This window comes from Mycobacterium sp. 2YAF39 (genome assembly GCF_052114565.1).
In the GTDB taxonomy this organism is placed as follows: domain Bacteria; phylum Actinomycetota; class Actinomycetes; order Mycobacteriales; family Mycobacteriaceae; genus Mycobacterium.
This window is the reverse complement of record NZ_JBFREZ010000010.1, coordinates 1-18643: the sequence shown is the minus strand read 5'-3', so window position 1 is coordinate 18643 and position 18643 is coordinate 1. Positions and strand designations below refer to the sequence as shown.

Below are 18643 nucleotides of genomic sequence, written 5' to 3'. Positions count from 1 at the left end.
GGTCACGCTCAGCGTGACTCAGCACGCCGAAATCACACCTCGGCGTCCGGATTCCGCCGGATCCAGCCGAGAATCATCGCGGGAAGACAACCGCCGATCAGCAGCACCGTCGTCGCCATCAAACCGCCGGCGTACGCCATGTCGACATCAGTTCCCCCGGTGATCACCGAGCCGAAAATCAAGTAGAAGATCGGCAGCAGCATCAGGTACTGCGTGACCGTGAGGCCGATCGACCGCGCACTGTTGCGCTGCTGCATCTCGTACTCGTCGAGCGCGGCCTCCGGTGCGTCACCCTGTCTGCCGGACACGACCTGCAGCACGATCCACAGGGGGAAGAAGAGCATGCACGCCGGCAGCCAGAGCAACGGCGCCCACCCAATCCCGAACGCGCACATCACACTTACCACGGCCATGAAGGCGAACGTGACCGCCAACGCGACCACGAGGGTGCGACGGCGTCGTTGCGTGCGCCAGCCCGGAAGAGCACGCGCGTGCTTGCGTTGAAACTTGAGGAACCGCCGGGTGCGGTAGTCCTGGTACCGATCGATAAGCGTCGGATTAGTCTGCGCGGTCGAGTTGGACATCGGCTTGGCCTCCTTCTGGTGCGGGCTTTCGGTAGAGCTCGGTGGACAGGGGCGCAAACGCGGTCCGCGAGAACACCGCCTCGACGGGCAGCTCGAAGACGTCGCAGATCCGGAACGCCAGATCGAGGCTGGGAAAGTGATCGCCCCGTTCCAAAGCGCCGACCGTCTGCGGGTTGACGTTCACCAACTCCGCGAGCTGCGTCCGAGTCATCCGCCGCTCCGCGCGCAGCACGCCGATGCGGTTGTGGATGGGAAGGGCTGCGCCTCGTCTCACCGGACTCATACAACATACTGTTGTGAAAACCCAACGACTTGTCAAGTCTCCGCAAAAAAACGCGGCGCATGCCCATCAAGGACATGCGCCGCGCTGGAGTCGAATTCGGATATTAGCCGGCGGGAATGGTGGCACAACCCACGTTCGGGATGCAACCGCTGGCACCACCCGGGCCAGCCGTGCCGCCCGGGCCACCCGGGATCGCGCCGGTTGCGCCCTCAGGCCCAGCTGCACCGCCCGGACCACCAGGAATCACGCCACTGGCACCTTCGGGACCGGCGCTACCGCCAGGACCACCCGGGATCACGCCACTGGCACCACCAGCGTTGGCTTCACCGCCCGGTCCACCGGGAATGGCACCCGCGGCCCCGCCGGGACCGGCAGTACCGACACTGGAGCACGCAGTGCCGTCAGCGTTTACGCACGGCGGCGCCGGCTGGGCACCGGCAAGGGGCGCAGCGGCGATCGCAGCGGCCGCAGCACCAGCGAACAGGAAAGGCGTCAACTTCATCTTCACGTTCATAAGGGTGGGCTACCACAGCCACCTCAGCGCTAAACATCAAGCATCTCTAAGCAAAACGGCGCGCAAGCCGTGGCGGCAGCACACGCATCAGCTGCACCAACGGTCCCCACGGCCACCACGGGACCGCTGCGCGGCCGGTTTCGCGCTCCATCGCGTCGACCATCGCCTTGACTCCGGTTGCGTTGTCCACCATCAACAACGTCGACGCCGACTTCGCCGTCATCTCGGATTCGATGTATCCCGGCTCCAGCGTGGTCACCTTGATCGGACCGTTGATGTATTCGGCCCGCAGCGATTCTCCGAGCGACGTCACACCGGCCTTGCTCGCCGCGTAGGCGGCCTTCACTCCCGGCACACCCTTGTTGCCGAGCACCGATGAAACCAGTACCAGGTGTCCGCCACCGGAGGCCTTGAACATTTCGAGCGCGGTCTCGATCTGCACAAGCGCCGCAACGAGATTCGTCTCGATGGTGGCCTTGTTGGCCCACAACTTGCCCGACCCCAACGGCGCACCCTTGCCGATCCCCGCGTTGACGACGACGCGGTCGATGCCGCCCAATTCGTCGGAGAGTTCGGCGAAGACCTTGGGCACCTGATCGTGGTCATTGACGTCGAGCGAGGCGACGGCCACCGAGATGCCGGGATGCGCGGTCTGAAGCTCGGCCTTCAGCTCGTCGAGCCGGTCGATGCGCCTGGCGCACAGCGCGAGGTCGCGGCCCTTGGCGGCAAATGCGCGGGCCATACCTTCTCCGAGACCTGAGCTCGCGCCCGTAATCAGGATCTTCTGCCGTGTCACGCCGGTAGCTTATGCATGATGGTTGCGTGATCCCGAATCGAATTGCACTTTTTCTGGGCGTTGCCCTGCTCGCCGGCCAGTTCGGCGTGGCCCCGCCCGCGTCGGCCCAGCCCGTCCTTCCCTTCTATCAGTTGGTGGATACCGCGGCCCAACGCCTCGCGACCGCGGATCCGGTGGCAGCCACCAAGTGGATCAACGGCGGCGCGATCACCGACCCCGAACGTGCCAACAAGGTGCTCGATGCGGCAGGAGCCGACGCGACAGCGCACGGCATCGAACCGGCATATGTGCGGACGGTCTTCACCGATCAGATCTCCACGAGCGAGGGAATCCAGTACACCCGCTTCGGCCAGTGGAAGTTGGATCCTGGGACAGCTCCGACAACCGCGCCGGACCTCTCAGCGTCACGCGCACAGATCGACGGATTCAACAAGACGTTGGTCGACGAGATTGCCCTGCACTGGAATTCACTGCACAGCCAGGGCTGCGGTCAGGATCTGTCCGACGCAAAGGCGGCCGTGATCGCCGCGCGCGGACTCGATCCGATGTATCAGCAGGCGCTGTGGACGGCGACCCGCTCGTTCTGCCTGCCTACTTGAGCAGTCGCGACATTCGCCGGTCGGCGAGCACCTTGCCGCCGGTCTGACATGTCGGGCAGTACTGAAACGACTTGTCCGCGAACGAGACTTCACGCACTGTGTCGCCGCACACCGGACACGGCAGACCCGTGCGCGCATGCACGCGAAGCCCTGACCGCTTCTCCCCCTTGAGCGTGGCGGCCTGCTGCCCGACCGAACGCGACACGGCATCGGTGAGCACCGAGATCATCGCGTCGTGCAGCGCTGCGAGTTGAGCATCGGTCAGCTTGCCCGCCGTCGCGAACGGGGAGAGCTTGGCGACGTGCAGGATCTCGTCGCTGTAGGCGTTGCCGATGCCCGCGATCACCTTCTGGTCGGTGATCACGGTCTTGATCCGGCCGCTGTTGGGCGCAAGGACTCTCGCGAGATCCTCCGCCGACAGATCCAACGCATCGGGCCCGAGCGCCGCGATGCCGGGAACCTTGGCGGGGTCGTCGACCAGCCAGACCGCCAGCCGTTTCTGGGTTCCGGCCTCGGTCAGGTCGAAACCTGCTGCCTCCCCCGGCGTTCCGAGATGCACCCGCAAGGCGATCGGCCCCTTGCCGGGCTTCAGCGGCGCCGGCGCGAGTTTGTCGGACCACCGCAGCCAGCCCGCACGCGACAGGTGCGTGATCAGATGCAGGTCGCCGGACTCCAGCCCCAGGTACTTGCCCCAGCGGTTGGCTCCGGTGACCGTTTGCCCGTGGAGCACCGAGATCGCCGGGTCGAACGTTTTCAGCACCGAGAACGCCGATACGTCGATTCGCCCGATGGTCAGCCCAACGGCGTGCCGACGCAGATGATCGGCCAGCGCTTCGATCTCCGGAAGTTCAGGCATGAGTCCAGTGTGCCGGTCAGCCCCGCCTGACGCGTTCATCCTCGTCGCTGTCGATGATCAGCGACAGCAGCCAGCCCACGATCGACAACACGATCGCGGCCCAGATCGCGGTCCACCAGAACTTGTCGATGAAAAGGCCCCAATGGGTGGTGTGCTCGGTGATCCACGCCGTGATCCATAGCATCAGCGCGTTGATCACGATGTGGATCAGCCCGAGCGTGAGGATGTACAGCGGGATGGAGATGAACTGCACGATCGGCTTGATGACCGCGTTGACCAGACCGAAGATCACGCCGACGACGAAGATGACGCCGACTTCCTGCAGCGTCGAATCGAAGCCGTCGAACCGGATGCCGGGAACGATCAGCGTGACTAGCCAAAGCGACAATCCCGTCAATGCCGCACGCAGCAGGAACGACCCCATGCGCTCAGTCTGCCGAACGCAGCAGGTAGGTGTCCATGATCCAACCGCGCCGGGATCGGGCTTCGGCGCGAAGTTCGGCGATTCTGTCCCCGACCTCGCCGACGGTTCCCGCGACCAGCATCTCGTCGGCGGTGCCGAGGTAGGCGCCCCACCAGATGCGAGTCTCGGCGGGGCAGCCCTGGAAGGAACAGTCCGCGTCCAGCATCACCACCGCGCTGCCCGACAATCCGTTGTCGCGTAGCTGCCGCCCCGTGGTGATGAGCACCGGCTCGCCAATGTCGTTGAGCGGTATGCGATGTCGGGCAGTGAGCACCTGGATCGCGGTGATGCCGGGAATAACGTCGTAGTCGATGTCGACGTGGGCCGCGACGGTCTCCAGGATTCGCAGGGTGCTGTCGTACAGAGACGGGTCGCCCCACGCCAGGAATGCACCCACTCCGCCGGGTTCGAGTTCGTTCTCGATCGCGTCGGCCCACACCTCGGCCCGCTGGGCGTGCCAGTCGGCGACCACCTGCCGGTAGGCGGGACTGTCCGAGGCGGCCCGGTCTCGCGGCGGGTCGGGCAACTCGACGAATCGGTACCCGGGCTCGCGGATGAACCGGTCGCATATCAGCCGGCGCAACGCGACCAGATCGTCTTTCGTATCGCCCTTGTCCATCGCGAAGAACACCTGAGTGTCGTTCAGTGCGTCGACCGCCTGGGCTGTCACATGGGCCGGATCTCCGGCACCGATGCCGATGACGTGGATCCGACGAGTCACGCGGGGAGTATGTCATGACCTGGCCATACCGCAGGTATGCGGTACCGGGGGTATTGACATCTTGGCGTCTGGGAAATTACCTTTTCACCAACGTCGACGAAGGGACCGTCGCTGATGACCGCACCCACTCGCCAGCAGTTCGCCGAGCGATTGCTGAAGGGCTCCGTCAAGAAGTCCTACGCGCCCGTGGTCGACATCGCCTGGGATGAGCCGCTGGATCCCGACAAGTTCTTCCTGCCGCCGGAGACCGTTTCGATCTACGGCACACCGATGTGGGACGCGATGACGCGCGAGCAGCAGATCGCACTGTCCCGCGAGGAGTTGGTGAACACCCTTTCGGCGGGCATCTGGTTCGAGAACATCCTCAATCAGGCGCTGCTGCGCAAGATGATGCACCAGGATCCGACGGCCAGTGCCACCCACTACGAGTTGACCGAACTCGGCGACGAGACCAGGCACATGGTCATGTTCGGCAAGGCGATCGAACGAGTGGGTGCGAAGCCGGTGCGGCCACATTACTACCAGCGCTTCATCATCAACCTGCTGCCGTTCGCGTTCCAGGGGCCGGTGCTGTGGATGGCGGCGCTGATCGGCGAAGAGATCTTCGACTCGCTGCAGCGGCAGATGCTGGATGATCCCGAGCTGCAGCCAATGGTTCAGCGCCTCATGCGTATTCACGTCACCGAGGAAGCCCGCCACATTCAGTTCGCGCGCGACGGACTGCGTAAGCGAACCCCCACCATGCGGTGGGCGCCGAAGTTCTTCGTGGCCAACATCAACGGACTCGGCGGGTACTTCTTCCGGTTCCTGTTCAGCAGCAAGGTCCCGTACCGGCGCGTCGGGCTGGACGCCCGGCAGGCCCGCCGCATCGCGCGCCGCAGCCCGCACCGCCACGAAACGCAGATCTCGGGATTCGCGCCCCTGGCCGCCTTCCTCGATGAGGTCGGATTGCTGGGGCCGATCGCCCGCCGCATGTGGCGTCGAACCGGGTTTCTTCCGATGAGCGCTCGCGCGAAGAGCGACAGCTAGCGCAATGAGCGACCTGTACGACGGGCCTGCGACGGTCGCCGTCGCGGGTGTCGAGCGAACGGTGCGCGTGTGTCTCTGCGGCCACCTCGACCCCATCGACGGCCGATACCACTGGCAGGGAACAGTTTTCGACATACTGCCCGACGGCGCCAGATTGCCACAGCCCGTGACGCTCTCGATCGGTGAGAGCTGCGCCGAAGCGCGGATCACCGAGCGTCCGCCACAGGGCGGCTATTCGGTGGCGGGCGTCGGAGCCCCGCCGTTCCCGCTCGAGGATTTCGCGGCGCTGTAGTGAGTGCGGACGGCGATCGCCAGCGTCACGACGGCGAAAACACCACCGGCGACCCCGGAGATCAGCAGCGGCAGCTGTCCGTCCGCACCCCAGAGAAAGCCCGCCCACAAGCCGGCCGCCAGTATCGAGAAACCACTGAGCCCTTGGAAGACGCCCTGTGCACTGCCTTGCAGATCCGAGTGGACGAGTGACGAAACCCAAGCCTTGCCAACACCATCCGTGCAGCCCGTGAACAGTCCGTACACCCCGATGAGCAGCCATGCGGTGACCGTGTCGCTCGTCATCCCCAGGCCCGTGTACCCGACCGCGAAGAACACCAGGCCGATACCGAACACCGCGGGTTTGCCCACCCGATCGGCCAGCATGCCCGCCGGGTAGCTCGCCACCGCGTACACCGCGTTGTACGTCACGTACGCGAGAATCACTTCGACCACCGAGAAGCCGATCTCGTTGAGCCGCAGGAGAAGCAGCGCATCGGGGAAGTTCACCAGCCCGAACGCGACGACCAGCGCCGTGACTCGCCAATAGCGCCGCGGTAGGTCCCCTACCCGTGCGAACAGCGCGCGGCTGGCACCGCTCGGCGCCGGTGCTCGCTTCTCGCGAACCAGATACACCAACGCGACACTGAGCACCGCGGGGACGACGGCCACCCACAACAGCGGTGCGATCTGGTGGTCGAGCAGCTCGTAGCCGACGAGCCCGAGCAGCGGCCCCACCACCGCGCCGAATGTGTCCATCGCGCGGTGGAATCCGAAGACCTTCCCGCGGGCCGACGCGTCGATATCGGCAACGAGCAGCGCATCGCGAGGCGCGCCGCGAATTCCCTTGCCCAGGCGGTCGACGACGCGGCCGGCAAGCACACCGGACCATCCGGTTGCGGCGGCCACCATCACCTTGCCGAGCGCCGCCATCCCATACCCCGTGGCGATCAGCGGGCGCTTCGCATACCGGTCGCCCAGCGGACCCGCCGCTAGTTTGGTGAGCGACGCTGCGCCTTCGGCCACCCCCTCGACGGCGCCGACGACTGCCGCTGGCGCGCCGAGCACGCTCGTCAGATAGATCGGCAACAGTGGATAGAGAAGCTCGCTGGCGGTGTCCTGAAGAAAGGACACGGCCGAAAGCACCCGCACATTGCGGGTGAGCCAGGTGCGCACCTAGGCCATGATGCCGTGCCCGCTACCGCGGATCTTCGTGGGTGAGTGCGCGATATCCCTTTGCGCCCGCACGGTCCACCGAAGCGCGCACCAAACCGAAGATGAGGCCCTGCACCGCGGCGGCGATCAGCGCCTCGCGCGTCGAGCGGGTCAGGTCCTTCGGTTCCGGCGGCTCCTGATCCGACGGGCTGACCCGCTGCCAGATTTCGGTGAAAACCTTGCCCGCCAATAAGCCGCCCGCCACGCTCATCGCGATCGACAGTGGCGTGTACAGGGCCTTGGATGTAGCGCTCATGGCCAACACGTTCCCGTGAACCCGTTCCTCAAACCTCGCACTAGAACACGTTCTAGTATCGGCACGTGCGCTTCACCTATGCGGAATCACTGACCCACCCGAAGTACTACATCCCGCTGGCCCAGGCGGCCGAGGCGGCCGGGTTCCACGCCATGACGATCGCCGACAGCGTGGCCTACCCGTATGAGTCGGACTCGAAGTATCCGTACACCCCCGACGGCAACCGCGAATTCCTCGACGGCAAGGAAATTGTCGAGACGTTCGTCCTCGCCAGCGCACTGGCCGCGGTCACCACCACGCTGCGGTTCGACGTCTACGTGCTCAAGCTGCCGATCCGCCCGCCCGCGTTGACGGCCAAGCAGGCCGGCTCGGTGGCCGCGATGTTCGACAATCGGCTCGCCCTCGGTGTCGGCACCAGCCCGTGGCCCGAGGACTACGAGTTGATGGACGTGCCGTTCGCCAGGCGCGGCAAGCGGATGGACGAGTGCATCGAGATCGTCAAGGGCCTGACCACCGGTGACTACTTCGAGTTCCACGGCGAGTTCTACGACATCCCGAAGACCAAGATGTCGCCTGCGCCCACCGAGCCGATCCCGATCCTCATCGGCGGGCACGCGGAGGCCGCCCTGCGGCGCGCGGCACGCAACGACGGCTGGATGCACGGCGGCGGCGACCTCGGCGACCCTGAGGCACTGGACCGATATATCAAGCGGCTCAACGAACTTCGCGAGGAGGAGGGCCGCACCGGCCCGTTCGAGATTCACGCTCAGTCCCTCGACGCGTACAAGCCCGACGGCATCAAACGCCTCGAGGACCGGGGCGTCACCAACATCATGGTGGGCTTCCGGATGCCCTACGCCGTCGGACCCGACCCCGAACCGCTGGAGAACAAACTCCGCGCCATCGAGAAGTACGGCGAGAAGGTCATCGCAAAGCTCTAGAACGGCACCTGTTGCGGCTGAAGGCGGGACGTGACGTCCCCGACCAGAGTGGTGTCGTACGGGTTGATCTCCAACGGCTGATCGCCCAGTTTCAATGCGTCGAACTCGATCCAGATCACGTTGGGGCTGGTGGACAGTTCGAAGAAGTACAGCTTGTCCTTCAGGTCAGACACCGTCCGGTACTCGGTGTTGTATACGCCGAAGTCCTGATAGGGGGCACCGAACGGGACCGAGACGTTTCGCATGATGGCCATCAGGCTCGCCACCGCTTGCCGGGTCTCGGTCGGCTCGGGCAGCAGCGACGCGTAGTAGGTGGCGCGCTGGAACCGGTCCCTCGGGTTCACGTTGCCGGGTAGTTGCATGTCACTGCTCGGGTGCGAAAAGTCCTGCTGCGCAAGCAAACCCAACTGCTCCTCGTAGGTCGGGTCGTTGGTCATGATGGTGTACTGACGGCCGTGGTGGATGACGGGTTCGCCTCCCGCGAACTCGATGATCGCCGAGTCTCCGCCGGCGTCCTCGAGCGCGAAGTGAATGGTGGCCTGCCGCCCGTGTGCTTCCACCATCACCGGCTGGAACGTGTCCAGCAGCGCCAGGGCATCGGCGACGGTGCCCGCCTGGTCGAGCAGATACTGACCGAACAATCCCATCTGGAGTCCCGGCCGACCCGAATCGCGGGCACCGACGTCCGTGGACTTGAGGTACAGGGCGTGCAGCCCGAGCCCCGCCTCGTTGAACCCGTCAACAGTGCCGATCCCGTACACGGTGGTCACCAGGCTGGCGTAGCGACTGGTCCAGCGCAGGGGATTGTCCGCGACGGCGACGGCTTCGCCGACCTTGCCGCCGTCTCGCTCACGCCCGCGGGGGAACGCGACGATGGTCGGTTGCGTGGACTCGGGCCAGTCCATCGTGCGGCCCGCCATCACGTATCTGCCGTCGGTGTTCCACAACACGCGCGTGCACATATCTACGTCGCCACCTCCCGAAGAATGCTCAGCCTGCCACGTCAGACGAAGGCTTCGCGGCGGTACTCACCTGGCGGATAGGAAAACCTATCCCCTGCGCATCGAAAACTGACTTCGCAGCGATTACCCGGATTTGCTTCGAAAACCATCATAAATATCGTCCAACACAGCTGAAAGCGATCGTGCAGATCGTCTAGACAAATGAAATAGGAAGTCCGATGTCCACGACAGCACCGACCGGAACCACCAATCCGGCCCCTGAAGAAACAGTGCGGCTGCGCCCCGGCGATCTGCCGATCAAACTGCTGCCGCCGACCCCCGAGGCTCCGAAGGCCGCCGATCCGATGACGGCGCGGCTGAAGGCACTGGTCCCCGTCGGCTCCGACGGCGTGACCGTCCGGCTACGCCCGCTCGTCGAGGTTCCGGTCGTCGCCAAGCTCACGAACACCATCCGGCAGCGCTACATCGACCTGAGCAAGGCGGAGGCCAAGCCGCCGAACAGGTGGGAGTACGCACGGATCGGCCTGGTGCTGTTGCTGGCATCGATGCCCATCCTCGCGATCTCCGGCGAGGTGTTCGGTCTCGTATCGCAGGCCACCGTCACCATGGTGACCATCTCGTTGGTCGCCGTTCTCGCAACGCTCATCGCGTTCGTGCCGCACCGGATCGACATGATCGTCGGACGCGGCCTGATCGCAGGCATGGTCGCATGCATCGTGTACGACGCAGCGAGGTTGTTCGCCGTCCACGTGCTGGGACTGATGGGCGATTTCATCCTCGTGATGGGGTCGTTCGTCACCGGTGAGCCGGACACGACGGGCAGTGCGGCGGTGGGTTACGTCTATCGGTACCTCGGCGATGCCGGCGGGCTGGGCGTCGCCTTCTTCGTCGTCGCGTACGCGATCGGCATCGACCGGTGGAAGAACGTCTACGCGGTGCTGGCCGCCGTGGCTTTCGGAGTCTTTCCCACCTGGGCCGGTCTGATGGCGACCGTCGCGCTGTCACCCCACGGTGAGGAGAGGATGTTTCCGCTGAACACCGCCACGGTGATCATCACCCTGCTCGGGCACGTGATCTTCGGCCTGTTCCTCGGGCTGGCGTTCCTGAAGGCGCCGCGCGGGGAGAACAGCGGGTGGCCATGGCCTCCCCTGTCGGAGTCGGCGCTGGCCAAGAGGGCAATCCGCTTCAAAAAGAAGATCACCCATTCGCCGCACTAGGCATGCCGGCCGCGGGCCGTCGGGGACTTTCCCGGCGGCCCGCGGCGACGTGCACGGCGCGTTCGGGACCAGGGACCGGCTCTCTGGGTGAAAATTGGCCCCGATAGGAGGTCCCATGTCTTCCCATTTGGAAGTCTTCAGGCCGTCGGGTCGAGAACTGGTCCCGTTGACCGGTGAGCGAGTGACGCTGGGGAAGGCCTCGACCAATGCGGTGGCTCTCGAGCACGACCCGACCGTCTCCCGGCTGCACGCGATCTTCGAGAACCACGGTTCGGCATGGTCGATTCGCGACATGGGCAGTCGCAACGGCACGTTCGTCAACGGCGAGAAGATCGCCGCGGAACGTGTTCTGCGTTCAGGTGACGAAGTCCGCGTCGGGAAGTCACGGGTGGTGTACCTGCAGGCACGCCAATCCGGCCAACCGCCTGATGAAGCGACCATCGTGCCCGACGCCGCTCAGCTCCCGCCGAGGCTGACCAGACGCGAGATCGACGTGCTGATGGTGTTGTGCCGGCCGCTGGTCTCCGATGATCCGTTCCCCGAGCCGGCATCGGTCCGGCGGATGGCGGGCGAGCTGTACGTCACCGAGGCAGCCGTCAAACAGCATCTGCAGAACCTCTACGACAAGTTCGCCATCCCCACGGAAGGGGACCGCCGGGTTCGGCTGGCCAACGAGGCGCTGCGCCGCGGCGCCGTCACGATCGCACAGCTGCGCGACAGCGGGAGCTAGCTGAAGTCAAGCGCCTCGACGGTGGCCACCGGACCTTCATGGCTCGGCCGGTCCGCACCGCCGATCGTGTAGACAGTCGTGTCTACCCCGGCGACCACTTCACCGTGCACCGGCGTGTTGATCGGCGCCTGCGTCGACCACTTCCCGGTGGAGATGTCATACATCTCGACGGTGGGCAGCACTCGCGTCGGTTCCTCGCCACCGACGGCGACGATGCGGCCATCGACGAGTGCCGCGCCGAAGCTTCCGCGTGGGGTGGGCATGTTGGGGAGCTTCTCCCAGGTACCGGCTTCCGGATCGAACCGCTCGAAGGCCGCCATGTTGTCGTCGGCGCTCAGTGCACGACCGCCAATCGTGTACATGTAGACGCCATCTGACACTGCGGCCATATGTTCACGCGCGGTCGGCAGGTCGGCGGCCGAGGTCCAAGAATTGCCGTCGAACACCTCGGTCTGTGTGACGAGCTGTTTGTCGTTCTGTCCCCCGACGACGATGAGCTTGTCGTCGACGACCGCGGCACCCGGCGCGGCCCGCGCATGTTGGAGGCTCGGCAGCTCCTCCCACTTCCCGTTGCGGAAGGCGAAAACCTTGTTCGACGCCTGAGCGACGGTGTCGGTGGCACCGCCGATGACGACCACCTCTCCACGGAATGCGGCGGCGGCCGCGTGATTCAGCGGAATGGGCAGCGGCGGAAGCGATTCCCAATCCCCGGTCTTGGGATCGAAGCTTTCAAAGGTGTCGAGTGTTTCGGCGTGCCCACGCATGCCGCCCGCGATATAGATCTTTCCGTCGAGCACCGTCGAGGCCATCATCAACCTCGCGGTCGGCGCATCCGGTAACGGCCGCCATTCCGCCGCGGGCTGCGGCTTGCGCGGTGCGAGTTTCAGGGCTTCTGCCGACGCAGTCACCTGGTTGTCGGCGGCCGCGGTCGACCCGCCGATCGCGTACACGGTCTTGCCCACTGCCGCGACCGCCGACCCGTGTCGCGCCGTCGCGAGGTCAGGCAGGGCGGTCCATGTCGCGGTGGTGAGGTCGAGCGCGTCCACGCTGCTGAGGACCTGCCCCGACGACATACCCCCGACCGCCACGAGCCGGGAGTCGGTGATCGCGACGCCAAAGTCGCTGCGCGCCTCCGGAAGCGCGGGCATGGTCGTCCACGTGTCGGCGACGGGGTCGTAGGCCTCGACCGTCGCCAGATCCGAGGAGCCGTTGGAGCCGCCGACCGTGTACACGAGCCGGCCGTCGGACGCCGCGCCGGATAGCTTGCGTGGCGTCGGCATGGGTGCGCCGAGCCGCCATCCGGTGCCGTCATATACCTCGGTGGTGTTCAACAGCTTGCCGTTTGCATCGACACCGCCGGTGACGACGAGGAGGTCGTCGACGACGGCGGCGGAAGCGGCCGCCCGCGGCTGAAGCAGCGGCGGCAACTCGACCCACTTGCTGTTGACGACCCGCCATACCTTGTCCGTGGCCGCTTCACGATTCGAGCCGTCGGTGCGCCAACCGCCGAGCACGACCGGGGTGTCCTCCCATGTCACGGCCATCGCACGCTGCACCGGAACGGGTAACTCCTCGCCGCCCTTCCAGCTGTCGAGTGCCGGGTCGAAACCCTCATGGGCAGCGCTGACACGGTTGCCCGCGCCCAAGCCGCCGAAGACCCAGATGGTGCCATCGGCGTCGGTGGACGCCACCGCGCCACGGGCAACGCGCGCGTCCGAGACCGGTTCCCACTCCGGCTGCATCTCGACGGCCGGTTGTCTGGGGCCGGCTTGCTGTGGACCGCCGTCGTCGTCCCGGGTGCCCGTGAAGATGACGACGCTGGCAATCACCAGGAGCACCACGGCCGCGGCGGCGCCGATCAAGATCAGGAGTCTCTTTTGATTACGCTTGTCCCCCGTGGCCGACGGCCCGGGTTCGGGCTGCGGGGGCGGCGCGACAGGCGGGACCGGGAGGGCCGGCGGGGGCGGCGTGGCCTGCCAGGGCACGTTCCCCAAGCTGACCGATGTGGTGTGGGCGAACATGTTCGGGTCCAGATTCGGGGGCGAACCCTTCGGGACGACCGGCGATACAACGGATTCGGACACGTCGGCGGCGGGTGCAGGCGTCCCGATGCTGGGTGAGGAAATCTCGGTGCCGGATACAGAGAAGCCGGCGCTGGGCGGAGAAGCCTCGATCCGGTCAGATGACCCAGACAGCGGCACTGCCCTGGTCCCGCCCGTCGGCTCCAACTCACCGCCGGGGTCACTGAGCGCCATCGGGTCGGCCGTCAACCCGTTGTGACGCTGCGCCAGTTGCAAGTCGCGGCCGAATTCGGCCACCGACGCCTGGCGTTCGCCGGGCTCCCGGGACATTGATTTCTCGATCGCGGCGCAGACATCGGTGGGGATCCCGTGCGGACGCAGGTCCGGCACGGGCGTCGACGTGATCCGTAGATAGTGCGCGATCAGATCCTCGTCGGCCTTGCGCTCATGAGGCGGGCCACCGGCGATCAGCGCGTAGATCGTGGCGCCGAGCGAGTACACATCGGCGACGACCGTCGGCGGATTGCCTGCGAGCACCTCGGGCGCGGTGTACGACAGAGTGCCGGTGAAGAACCCGGTCACCGTCTTGTAGCCACCGGCGATTCGCGCGGTCCCGAAGTCGCTCAATTGCGGCTCGCGGTAGTCGTTGAAGAGCACGTTCGCGGGCTTGATATCGCGGTGCAAAGTGCCTGTGCGGTGCGCGGTCTCGAGCGCACCGCACAATTTCACGCCCATGCGCAGTGCGTCGGGCCACGCGATACGGCCCTCTCGGCGCAGCCGCTCCGCGAGCGAACCGACCGAGTGGTAAGGCATCACGATGAAGGGCCGCCCGTTTTCGGTGACGCCGACCTGAAGGATGTTCACGATGTTCGGGTGGCCCGAAAGCGCTCCCATCGCGTAACCCTCACGCAGAAAACGTTCGCGGTCGGAATCGTCGAGATCGGATGCGAGCACCTTGATGGCGACAGTCCGGCCGAGGGACTTCTGGAAGCAGCGATAAACCACGCCGCTGCCGCCCCGGCCAACTTCGACGGCGTCATCGAACCCGGCGGCTGCCAGTTCAGACGCTATCCCGCCCGCCATGTGCCTTTGCCCTCCCATGAAATGCCGATATGCCCCAAATGCGGATGCTCCGCCCCAACGTACCCAGCATTGCCGTCACAAGCAGGGCATTCATTGTTTCGCAGGGGACACGGAGTTCGAGGTGAAAAGGTTCAACGAGTTCGAGGTGAAAAGGTTCAACGGCCCGTCAAACAGCTGGCTCGAGTGCGGGTAGGGCGCTGGATCAGCCGGCTGAGGCGAAACCGGCTGCCTCGTCGATGAGGTGGCGGGGCCATCCTGCGCTCGTTGTCCGCGTGAATCGTGCGGTCGGGGTATTCGCGACTGGCGCCGAGTCAGTCGTACCTGTGATAGGTCGCCGACATGTGCTGCTCCGGGTCGAGCCGGCCGAGAACGGCTTCTGCGATATCGGCGAGCTGCCCCACCTGATCCGGTGTCAGCGCATCGATGACGTGGTGCCGCACCATGGCTGCATGGCCCGGTGCCGCCTCCCGTACCTTGCGCCAGCCGGCGGCGGTGAGACGCGCATTGGTGGCGCGGGCATCTCCAGGACACGGTGTGCGTTCCACCAGACCATGCTCCTCGAGCCGTTTGACCACGTGAGAGAGACGTGCCGGGGTGGAATTGGTCTGTGCGGCAAGCGCGCTCATGCGCAGCGTGCGCCGCGGCGCCTCCGAGAGCATCGCCAGGACGAAGTACTCGAAGTGCATCAGACCCGCGTCGCGGCGCAACTGGGTGTCGAGCGCACCGGGCAGCAGCTCGAGGACCGACGCGAGCCGGACCCATGCCGAAAGTTCTCGCTGATTCAACCCACCGCCGGCCACGGGGCCATCATCCCACAGAAAGTTGTAGCTACAACAATCATCTGCTAACGTTCTTTGTTGTAGCTACAACAAACTTAAAGGATCCGACCGATGCGCGTCTCCCCCGTCCGCTTGAACCATGCGGTGCTGTTCGTCGCCGACGTCGACCGAGCGGTGGACTTCTACAGCGCCGTCTTCGGCATGGAGATCGTCAGCCGCGAGGGCGGTCTCAGCGCCGCGTTCCTGCGCCTGCCCCGCTCCGGAAACCACCACGACCTCGGGCTCTTCGGCATCAGCGGGGCCGTTCGGCCGTCGCAGCCGTCGGTGGGTCTCTATCACCTCGCGTGGCAACTGGACACAATCGACGAACTCGTCGATTTCCGGCAGAAGCTGATCGACTCTCACTCCTACACCGGCGAGTCGAGCCACGGCGCCACCAAGAGCGTCTACGGTGCCGATCCCGACGGCAATGAGTTCGAGATCATGTGGATGCTCCCGCGGTCACAGTGGGGCGACTACGCCCAGACCGCCGTCGTCGAACGCCTCGACCTCGCAACAGAAGTCGATCGTTGGTCCGGTATCCGCACGGCCGACGAACCCTTGTCCGGCGCCTGAATCATTCCCACCCGACCTCGGACGGTTCCTTATCGGTGCGCAGACCCCGCCAACTTGCTTGACGCAGCCGGTCGTCGGAGGTCCGTTCGCTGAATCGCACTTCGCCGACCAGTTCGGGGCGAATGAAGGTGACTCCCCTGGCGTCGACCTTCGAAAGACGTGTGTTGAAAGGTGATTCGTCGGTCTCCAGCGGCTTGAGGATGCCCTTGAGTTTCGTCAGCTCCTTCTCCGTGAACCCAGTGCCGACGCGTCCCACGAACTGCAGACCACCGTCGGCCGGGATACCGAGCATCAACGCGCCAATACCGCTCGACCGGCCGCCCTCACCTTTGCGCCAGCCGCCGATCACCACCTCCTGGGTGTTCCAGATCTTGTCCTTGATCCACGACGACGACCGTCGCCCAGGCTGATAGGTCGCATCCCGCTTCTTCGCGACCACGCCCTCCCATCGTTTGTCCCGCGCGTACTCCAGCGCCTCGGACCCGTTGCCGGGCAACAGGTCCGGCACGATCAGACCGCAGCCTTCGGCCAGCGCCTCCAGTAGACGGCGACGGTCGGAGTATTTGGCCTTGAGAAGCGACCGACCGTCGAGGTAGAGGATGTCGAAGGCCCAATATTCGACCCGGGTGGATCGCGCACGCTTCTGCATCTCGCCGAAACTGGGCACACCCGCCTCGTCGAGCGCAACGGCTTCACCGTCCAGGATGACGTGGTGATCGGCGAGATCGGCTGCGAGCGAGGCGAATTGTGGATACTCGTCGGTGACGTCGCGGCCACGGCGGGATCGCAGGTTGAGCCGGCCGTGGTTGGCGTCGACGAGCACCCGGTAGCCGTCCCACTTGCCCTCGAACGCCCATTGCCCCGAGGTCATCTTCGCGATCGAGCCTTCCGTGGCGAGCATCGGCGCCAGATCGCTTGCCTGCGGATTGGCCTGCTCCTTCGTCCGGTGCGCCAGCCAGTTCTTGCCGTTCGTCTGGATCAGCGCGTAGCGGCCGTCGATCTTCTTGCCGTGCAACGTGATGATGACTTCGCCGCCCTTGTCGGGGCCGTCCGGGGAGTGGTCGCGGAACTTCTCGGTCTCGTAAGTGCCGGTGTCCCAGATGATCACCTTGCCGCCGCCGTACTCACCCTTCGGTATCTCGCCCTCGAAGCTGCCGTACTCGAATGGGTGGTCCTCGGTATGAACCGCCAGGTGGTTGACCGATGGCGTGTCGGGCAGGTTCTTCGGCACGGCCCAGCTGACGAGCACACCGTTGCGCTCCAACCGGAAGTCGTAGTGCAGCCGCCGTGCATGGTGTTCCTGGATGACGAAGAAGTCGTCGTTGCCCGCGCTCGGCGCGGCGTTGGGAACCGGCTCGGGTGTCTTGCCGACATCACGCATGCTGCGGTAGGTGGTGAGGGCGTCGGCAACCGGTGCGTCCGCGTCCATCGGGGCCAGCAGGTCGCCGTCGCGGTCCACCCGCTCGAGCACCTCGTCGAAGCGCAGGTGCCGCAGATCGGGATCCTCGATCTCCTCCCAGGTGCGCGGCGCGGCGACGGTCGGCTCGTCGCGGCCGCGCAGCGAGTACGGCGCGATCGTCGTCTTGTTGCCGTTGTTCTGGCTCCAGTCGACGAACACCTTGCCGCTTCGAAGACTCTTGGTCATGGTCGCTGTCACGCGCTTGGGCATGGTTTTCTCGAGCTGCACCGCGATGCGGCGGGCCAACACTGAAGCTCCGTGCGAGCTGATCGGCTTCTCCAGCGGCACATACAGATGCAGTCCCTTGCTGCCGCTGGTCAACGGAAAGGTGGTGAGTCCGATGCCGGTGATGAGCTCGCGTACCTCGTGCGCCACCTCGCACAGTTGCCGGAACGTGACGCCTTCGCCGGGGTCCAGGTCGAAAACCACTCGGGTGGCGAGCCCCGGCGTCCGGTCGGCTCCTTCGTCTCTGGTCCAGGTGCTGACGAACCGCCATTGCGGCACATGCACTTCCAACGACGCCTGCTGCGCAATCCACGCCAGCCCTTCGGCGCTGTTGATGATCGGGTACGTGGTGGTGCCCGACTTGTGCGTGATCGAACCCCGCTCGAGCCAGTCCGGCGCAGAGGACGCCAGCTGCTTTTCGAAGAACGCCGGCTCGTCGACGCCGTTTGGCCAGCGTTTACGGGTGACGGCCCGGCCCGCGATGTGCGGCACCATCACCTCGGCGATGCGGACGTAGTAGTCGAAGACCTCGGCTTTGGTGGTTCCCGTCGCCGGGTACAGCACTTTGTCCGGATTGGTGAGCCTCACCCGTCCGAACTGATCCACCACACCACGGTATTACCCGGCGTAGCGTTGGACTATGAGGAGAATCTTTGCGGCGTGCCTGCTCGCGGGCGCAGCGGTCGTCGTTTCGGCACCGCACGCGGGCGCCGATCCCGAGGATCTTCTCCCCTACTGCTCCGGCGATCAGACGGCGATGGACAACAACTGCCGGCCGATGGCGCACCAGGAGGTCACCCACGGAGGATCGGGCTTGAGCCCGAATCTGCCGAGTGGCCTCGACCCGACCAATCCGGCCGTCGTCGGCTGACCGCCTCAGGCGGCGTTGGGTTCTGGTCCGCCGGGTTCGTGCGTGTCGTTGTCTTCGGCTGATGGTTTGTCGTCGTCGGGTGGGTGGAGTCGTTCGGGGCGGTGGTAGTCGTTGACGCGGGCTTGGCCGGTGTCGAGGTGCTTCGGTGGTAGCC

Annotated in this window: 21 protein-coding genes and 1 pseudogene; 8 read left to right on the top strand and 14 right to left on the bottom strand. The window is 65.5% G+C overall.

Annotated features, from left to right (window positions below; all coding sequences use genetic code 11):
• Nucleotides 1-32 precede the first annotated feature (32 nt).
• The 4 genes from AB4Z42_RS24015 to AB4Z42_RS24000 form a co-directional block, all read right to left on the bottom strand.
• Complete coding sequence (locus AB4Z42_RS24015; protein ID WP_442011738.1) at nt 33-584, bottom strand: hypothetical protein; 552 nt, start codon at nt 582-584, stop codon at nt 33-35.
• Nucleotides 559-867 (bottom strand): helix-turn-helix transcriptional regulator, encoded by a 309-nt coding sequence (locus tag AB4Z42_RS24010; protein WP_442011737.1) that lies wholly within the window; start codon nt 865-867, stop codon nt 559-561. Before AB4Z42_RS24010 ends, AB4Z42_RS24015 begins: the two co-directional genes overlap by 26 nt.
• Before the next feature lie 103 nt (nt 868-970).
• A complete protein-coding gene (locus AB4Z42_RS24005; protein WP_442011736.1) occupies nt 971-1381 on the bottom strand; it encodes a hypothetical protein in 411 nt (136 codons plus the stop codon).
• A 46-nt stretch (nt 1382-1427) separates the two neighbouring features.
• Nucleotides 1428-2177, bottom strand: a complete 750-nt coding sequence (locus tag AB4Z42_RS24000; protein WP_442011735.1) for an SDR family oxidoreductase — start codon at nt 2175-2177, stop codon at nt 1428-1430.
• A gap of 26 nt (nt 2178-2203) precedes the next feature.
• Here AB4Z42_RS24000 and AB4Z42_RS23995 point away from each other — a divergent pair, with 26 nt between their 5' ends.
• Nucleotides 2204-2776, top strand: a complete 573-nt coding sequence (locus tag AB4Z42_RS23995; protein WP_442011734.1) for a chorismate mutase — start codon at nt 2204-2206, stop codon at nt 2774-2776.
• Here AB4Z42_RS23995 and AB4Z42_RS23990 read toward each other — a convergent pair.
• The 4 genes and pseudogenes from AB4Z42_RS23990 to cobF form a co-directional block, all read right to left on the bottom strand.
• Nucleotides 2769-3227: a zinc finger domain-containing protein gene (locus AB4Z42_RS23990; protein ID WP_442011873.1), complete on the bottom strand. Its 459-nt coding sequence runs from the start codon at nt 3225-3227 to the stop codon at nt 2769-2771. The two genes, AB4Z42_RS23995 and AB4Z42_RS23990, sit on opposite strands and share 8 nt — an antisense overlap.
• Before the next feature lie 159 nt (nt 3228-3386).
• A pseudogene (locus AB4Z42_RS23985) lies at nt 3387-3632 on the bottom strand (DNA-formamidopyrimidine glycosylase family protein); the annotation flags it as partial.
• Nucleotides 3633-3648: 16 nt separating this feature from the next.
• Entirely contained in the window at nt 3649-4056 is a 408-nt protein-coding gene (locus AB4Z42_RS23980; protein ID WP_442011733.1) for a phage holin family protein, read from the bottom strand.
• A 4-nt stretch (nt 4057-4060) separates the two neighbouring features.
• Entirely contained in the window at nt 4061-4816 is a 756-nt protein-coding gene (gene cobF / locus AB4Z42_RS23975) for a precorrin-6A synthase (deacetylating) (RefSeq protein ID WP_442011732.1), read from the bottom strand.
• A 114-nt stretch (nt 4817-4930) separates the two neighbouring features.
• On the opposite strand from cobF, the gene AB4Z42_RS23970 reads away from it, so the two are divergent.
• Both AB4Z42_RS23970 and AB4Z42_RS23965 read left to right on the top strand, forming a co-directional pair.
• The gene (locus AB4Z42_RS23970; RefSeq protein WP_442011731.1) at nt 4931-5845 is read left to right on the top strand and encodes an AurF N-oxygenase family protein; all 915 of its coding nucleotides are present in this window, start codon (nt 4931-4933) and stop codon (nt 5843-5845) included.
• A 4-nt stretch (nt 5846-5849) separates the two neighbouring features.
• Nucleotides 5850-6137 carry a DUF4873 domain-containing protein gene (locus tag AB4Z42_RS23965; RefSeq protein ID WP_442011730.1) on the top strand — a complete coding sequence of 96 codons (288 nt, stop codon included), beginning with the start codon at nt 5850-5852 and terminating at the stop codon, nt 6135-6137.
• Here AB4Z42_RS23965 and AB4Z42_RS23960 read toward each other — a convergent pair.
• Nucleotides 6077-7291 (bottom strand): MFS transporter, encoded by a 1215-nt coding sequence (locus AB4Z42_RS23960; protein ID WP_442011729.1) that lies wholly within the window; start codon nt 7289-7291, stop codon nt 6077-6079. The two genes, AB4Z42_RS23965 and AB4Z42_RS23960, sit on opposite strands and share 61 nt — an antisense overlap.
• A 22-nt stretch (nt 7292-7313) precedes the next feature.
• On the bottom strand, nt 7314-7586 hold the full coding sequence (locus AB4Z42_RS23955) for a DUF4235 domain-containing protein (protein ID WP_442011728.1): 273 nt from the start codon (nt 7584-7586) through the stop codon (nt 7314-7316).
• 65 nt (nt 7587-7651) lie between these two features.
• Between AB4Z42_RS23955 and AB4Z42_RS23950 the strand changes: the two genes are divergently transcribed.
• Nucleotides 7652-8527: a TIGR03619 family F420-dependent LLM class oxidoreductase gene (locus AB4Z42_RS23950; RefSeq protein ID WP_442011727.1), complete on the top strand. Its 876-nt coding sequence runs from the start codon at nt 7652-7654 to the stop codon at nt 8525-8527.
• Here AB4Z42_RS23950 and AB4Z42_RS23945 read toward each other — a convergent pair.
• Entirely contained in the window at nt 8524-9489 is a 966-nt protein-coding gene (locus AB4Z42_RS23945; RefSeq protein ID WP_442011726.1) for a linear amide C-N hydrolase, read from the bottom strand. The genes AB4Z42_RS23950 and AB4Z42_RS23945 overlap by 4 nt on opposite strands.
• A gap of 218 nt (nt 9490-9707) precedes the next feature.
• On the opposite strand from AB4Z42_RS23945, the gene AB4Z42_RS23940 reads away from it, so the two are divergent.
• Both AB4Z42_RS23940 and AB4Z42_RS23935 read left to right on the top strand, forming a co-directional pair.
• Nucleotides 9708-10706 (top strand): hypothetical protein, encoded by a 999-nt coding sequence (locus AB4Z42_RS23940; RefSeq protein WP_442011725.1) that lies wholly within the window; start codon nt 9708-9710, stop codon nt 10704-10706.
• A gap of 115 nt (nt 10707-10821) precedes the next feature.
• Entirely contained in the window at nt 10822-11436 is a 615-nt protein-coding gene (locus AB4Z42_RS23935; protein WP_442011724.1) for an FHA domain-containing protein, read from the top strand.
• Here the strand turns inward: AB4Z42_RS23935 and AB4Z42_RS23930 are convergent.
• Nucleotides 11433-14540, bottom strand: a complete 3108-nt coding sequence (locus AB4Z42_RS23930; RefSeq protein ID WP_442011723.1) for a Kelch repeat-containing protein — start codon at nt 14538-14540, stop codon at nt 11433-11435. The genes AB4Z42_RS23935 and AB4Z42_RS23930 overlap by 4 nt on opposite strands.
• A gap of 311 nt (nt 14541-14851) precedes the next feature.
• A complete protein-coding gene (locus tag AB4Z42_RS23925) occupies nt 14852-15340 on the bottom strand; it encodes a MarR family winged helix-turn-helix transcriptional regulator (protein WP_442011722.1) in 489 nt (162 codons plus the stop codon).
• Nucleotides 15341-15430: 90 nt separating this feature from the next.
• On the opposite strand from AB4Z42_RS23925, the gene AB4Z42_RS23920 reads away from it, so the two are divergent.
• Nucleotides 15431-15934, top strand: a complete 504-nt coding sequence (locus AB4Z42_RS23920) for a VOC family protein (RefSeq protein ID WP_442011721.1) — start codon at nt 15431-15433, stop codon at nt 15932-15934.
• A 1-nt stretch (nt 15935) separates the two neighbouring features.
• On the opposite strand, the gene AB4Z42_RS23915 is transcribed toward AB4Z42_RS23920, so the two are convergent.
• Complete coding sequence (locus tag AB4Z42_RS23915) at nt 15936-18227, bottom strand: ATP-dependent DNA ligase (protein WP_442011720.1); 2292 nt, start codon at nt 18225-18227, stop codon at nt 15936-15938.
• Between the two features lie 31 nt (nt 18228-18258).
• Between AB4Z42_RS23915 and AB4Z42_RS23910 the strand changes: the two genes are divergently transcribed.
• Complete coding sequence (locus AB4Z42_RS23910) at nt 18259-18489, top strand: hypothetical protein (RefSeq protein ID WP_442011719.1); 231 nt, start codon at nt 18259-18261, stop codon at nt 18487-18489.
• The last annotated feature ends 154 nt before the right edge of the window (nt 18490-18643 follow it).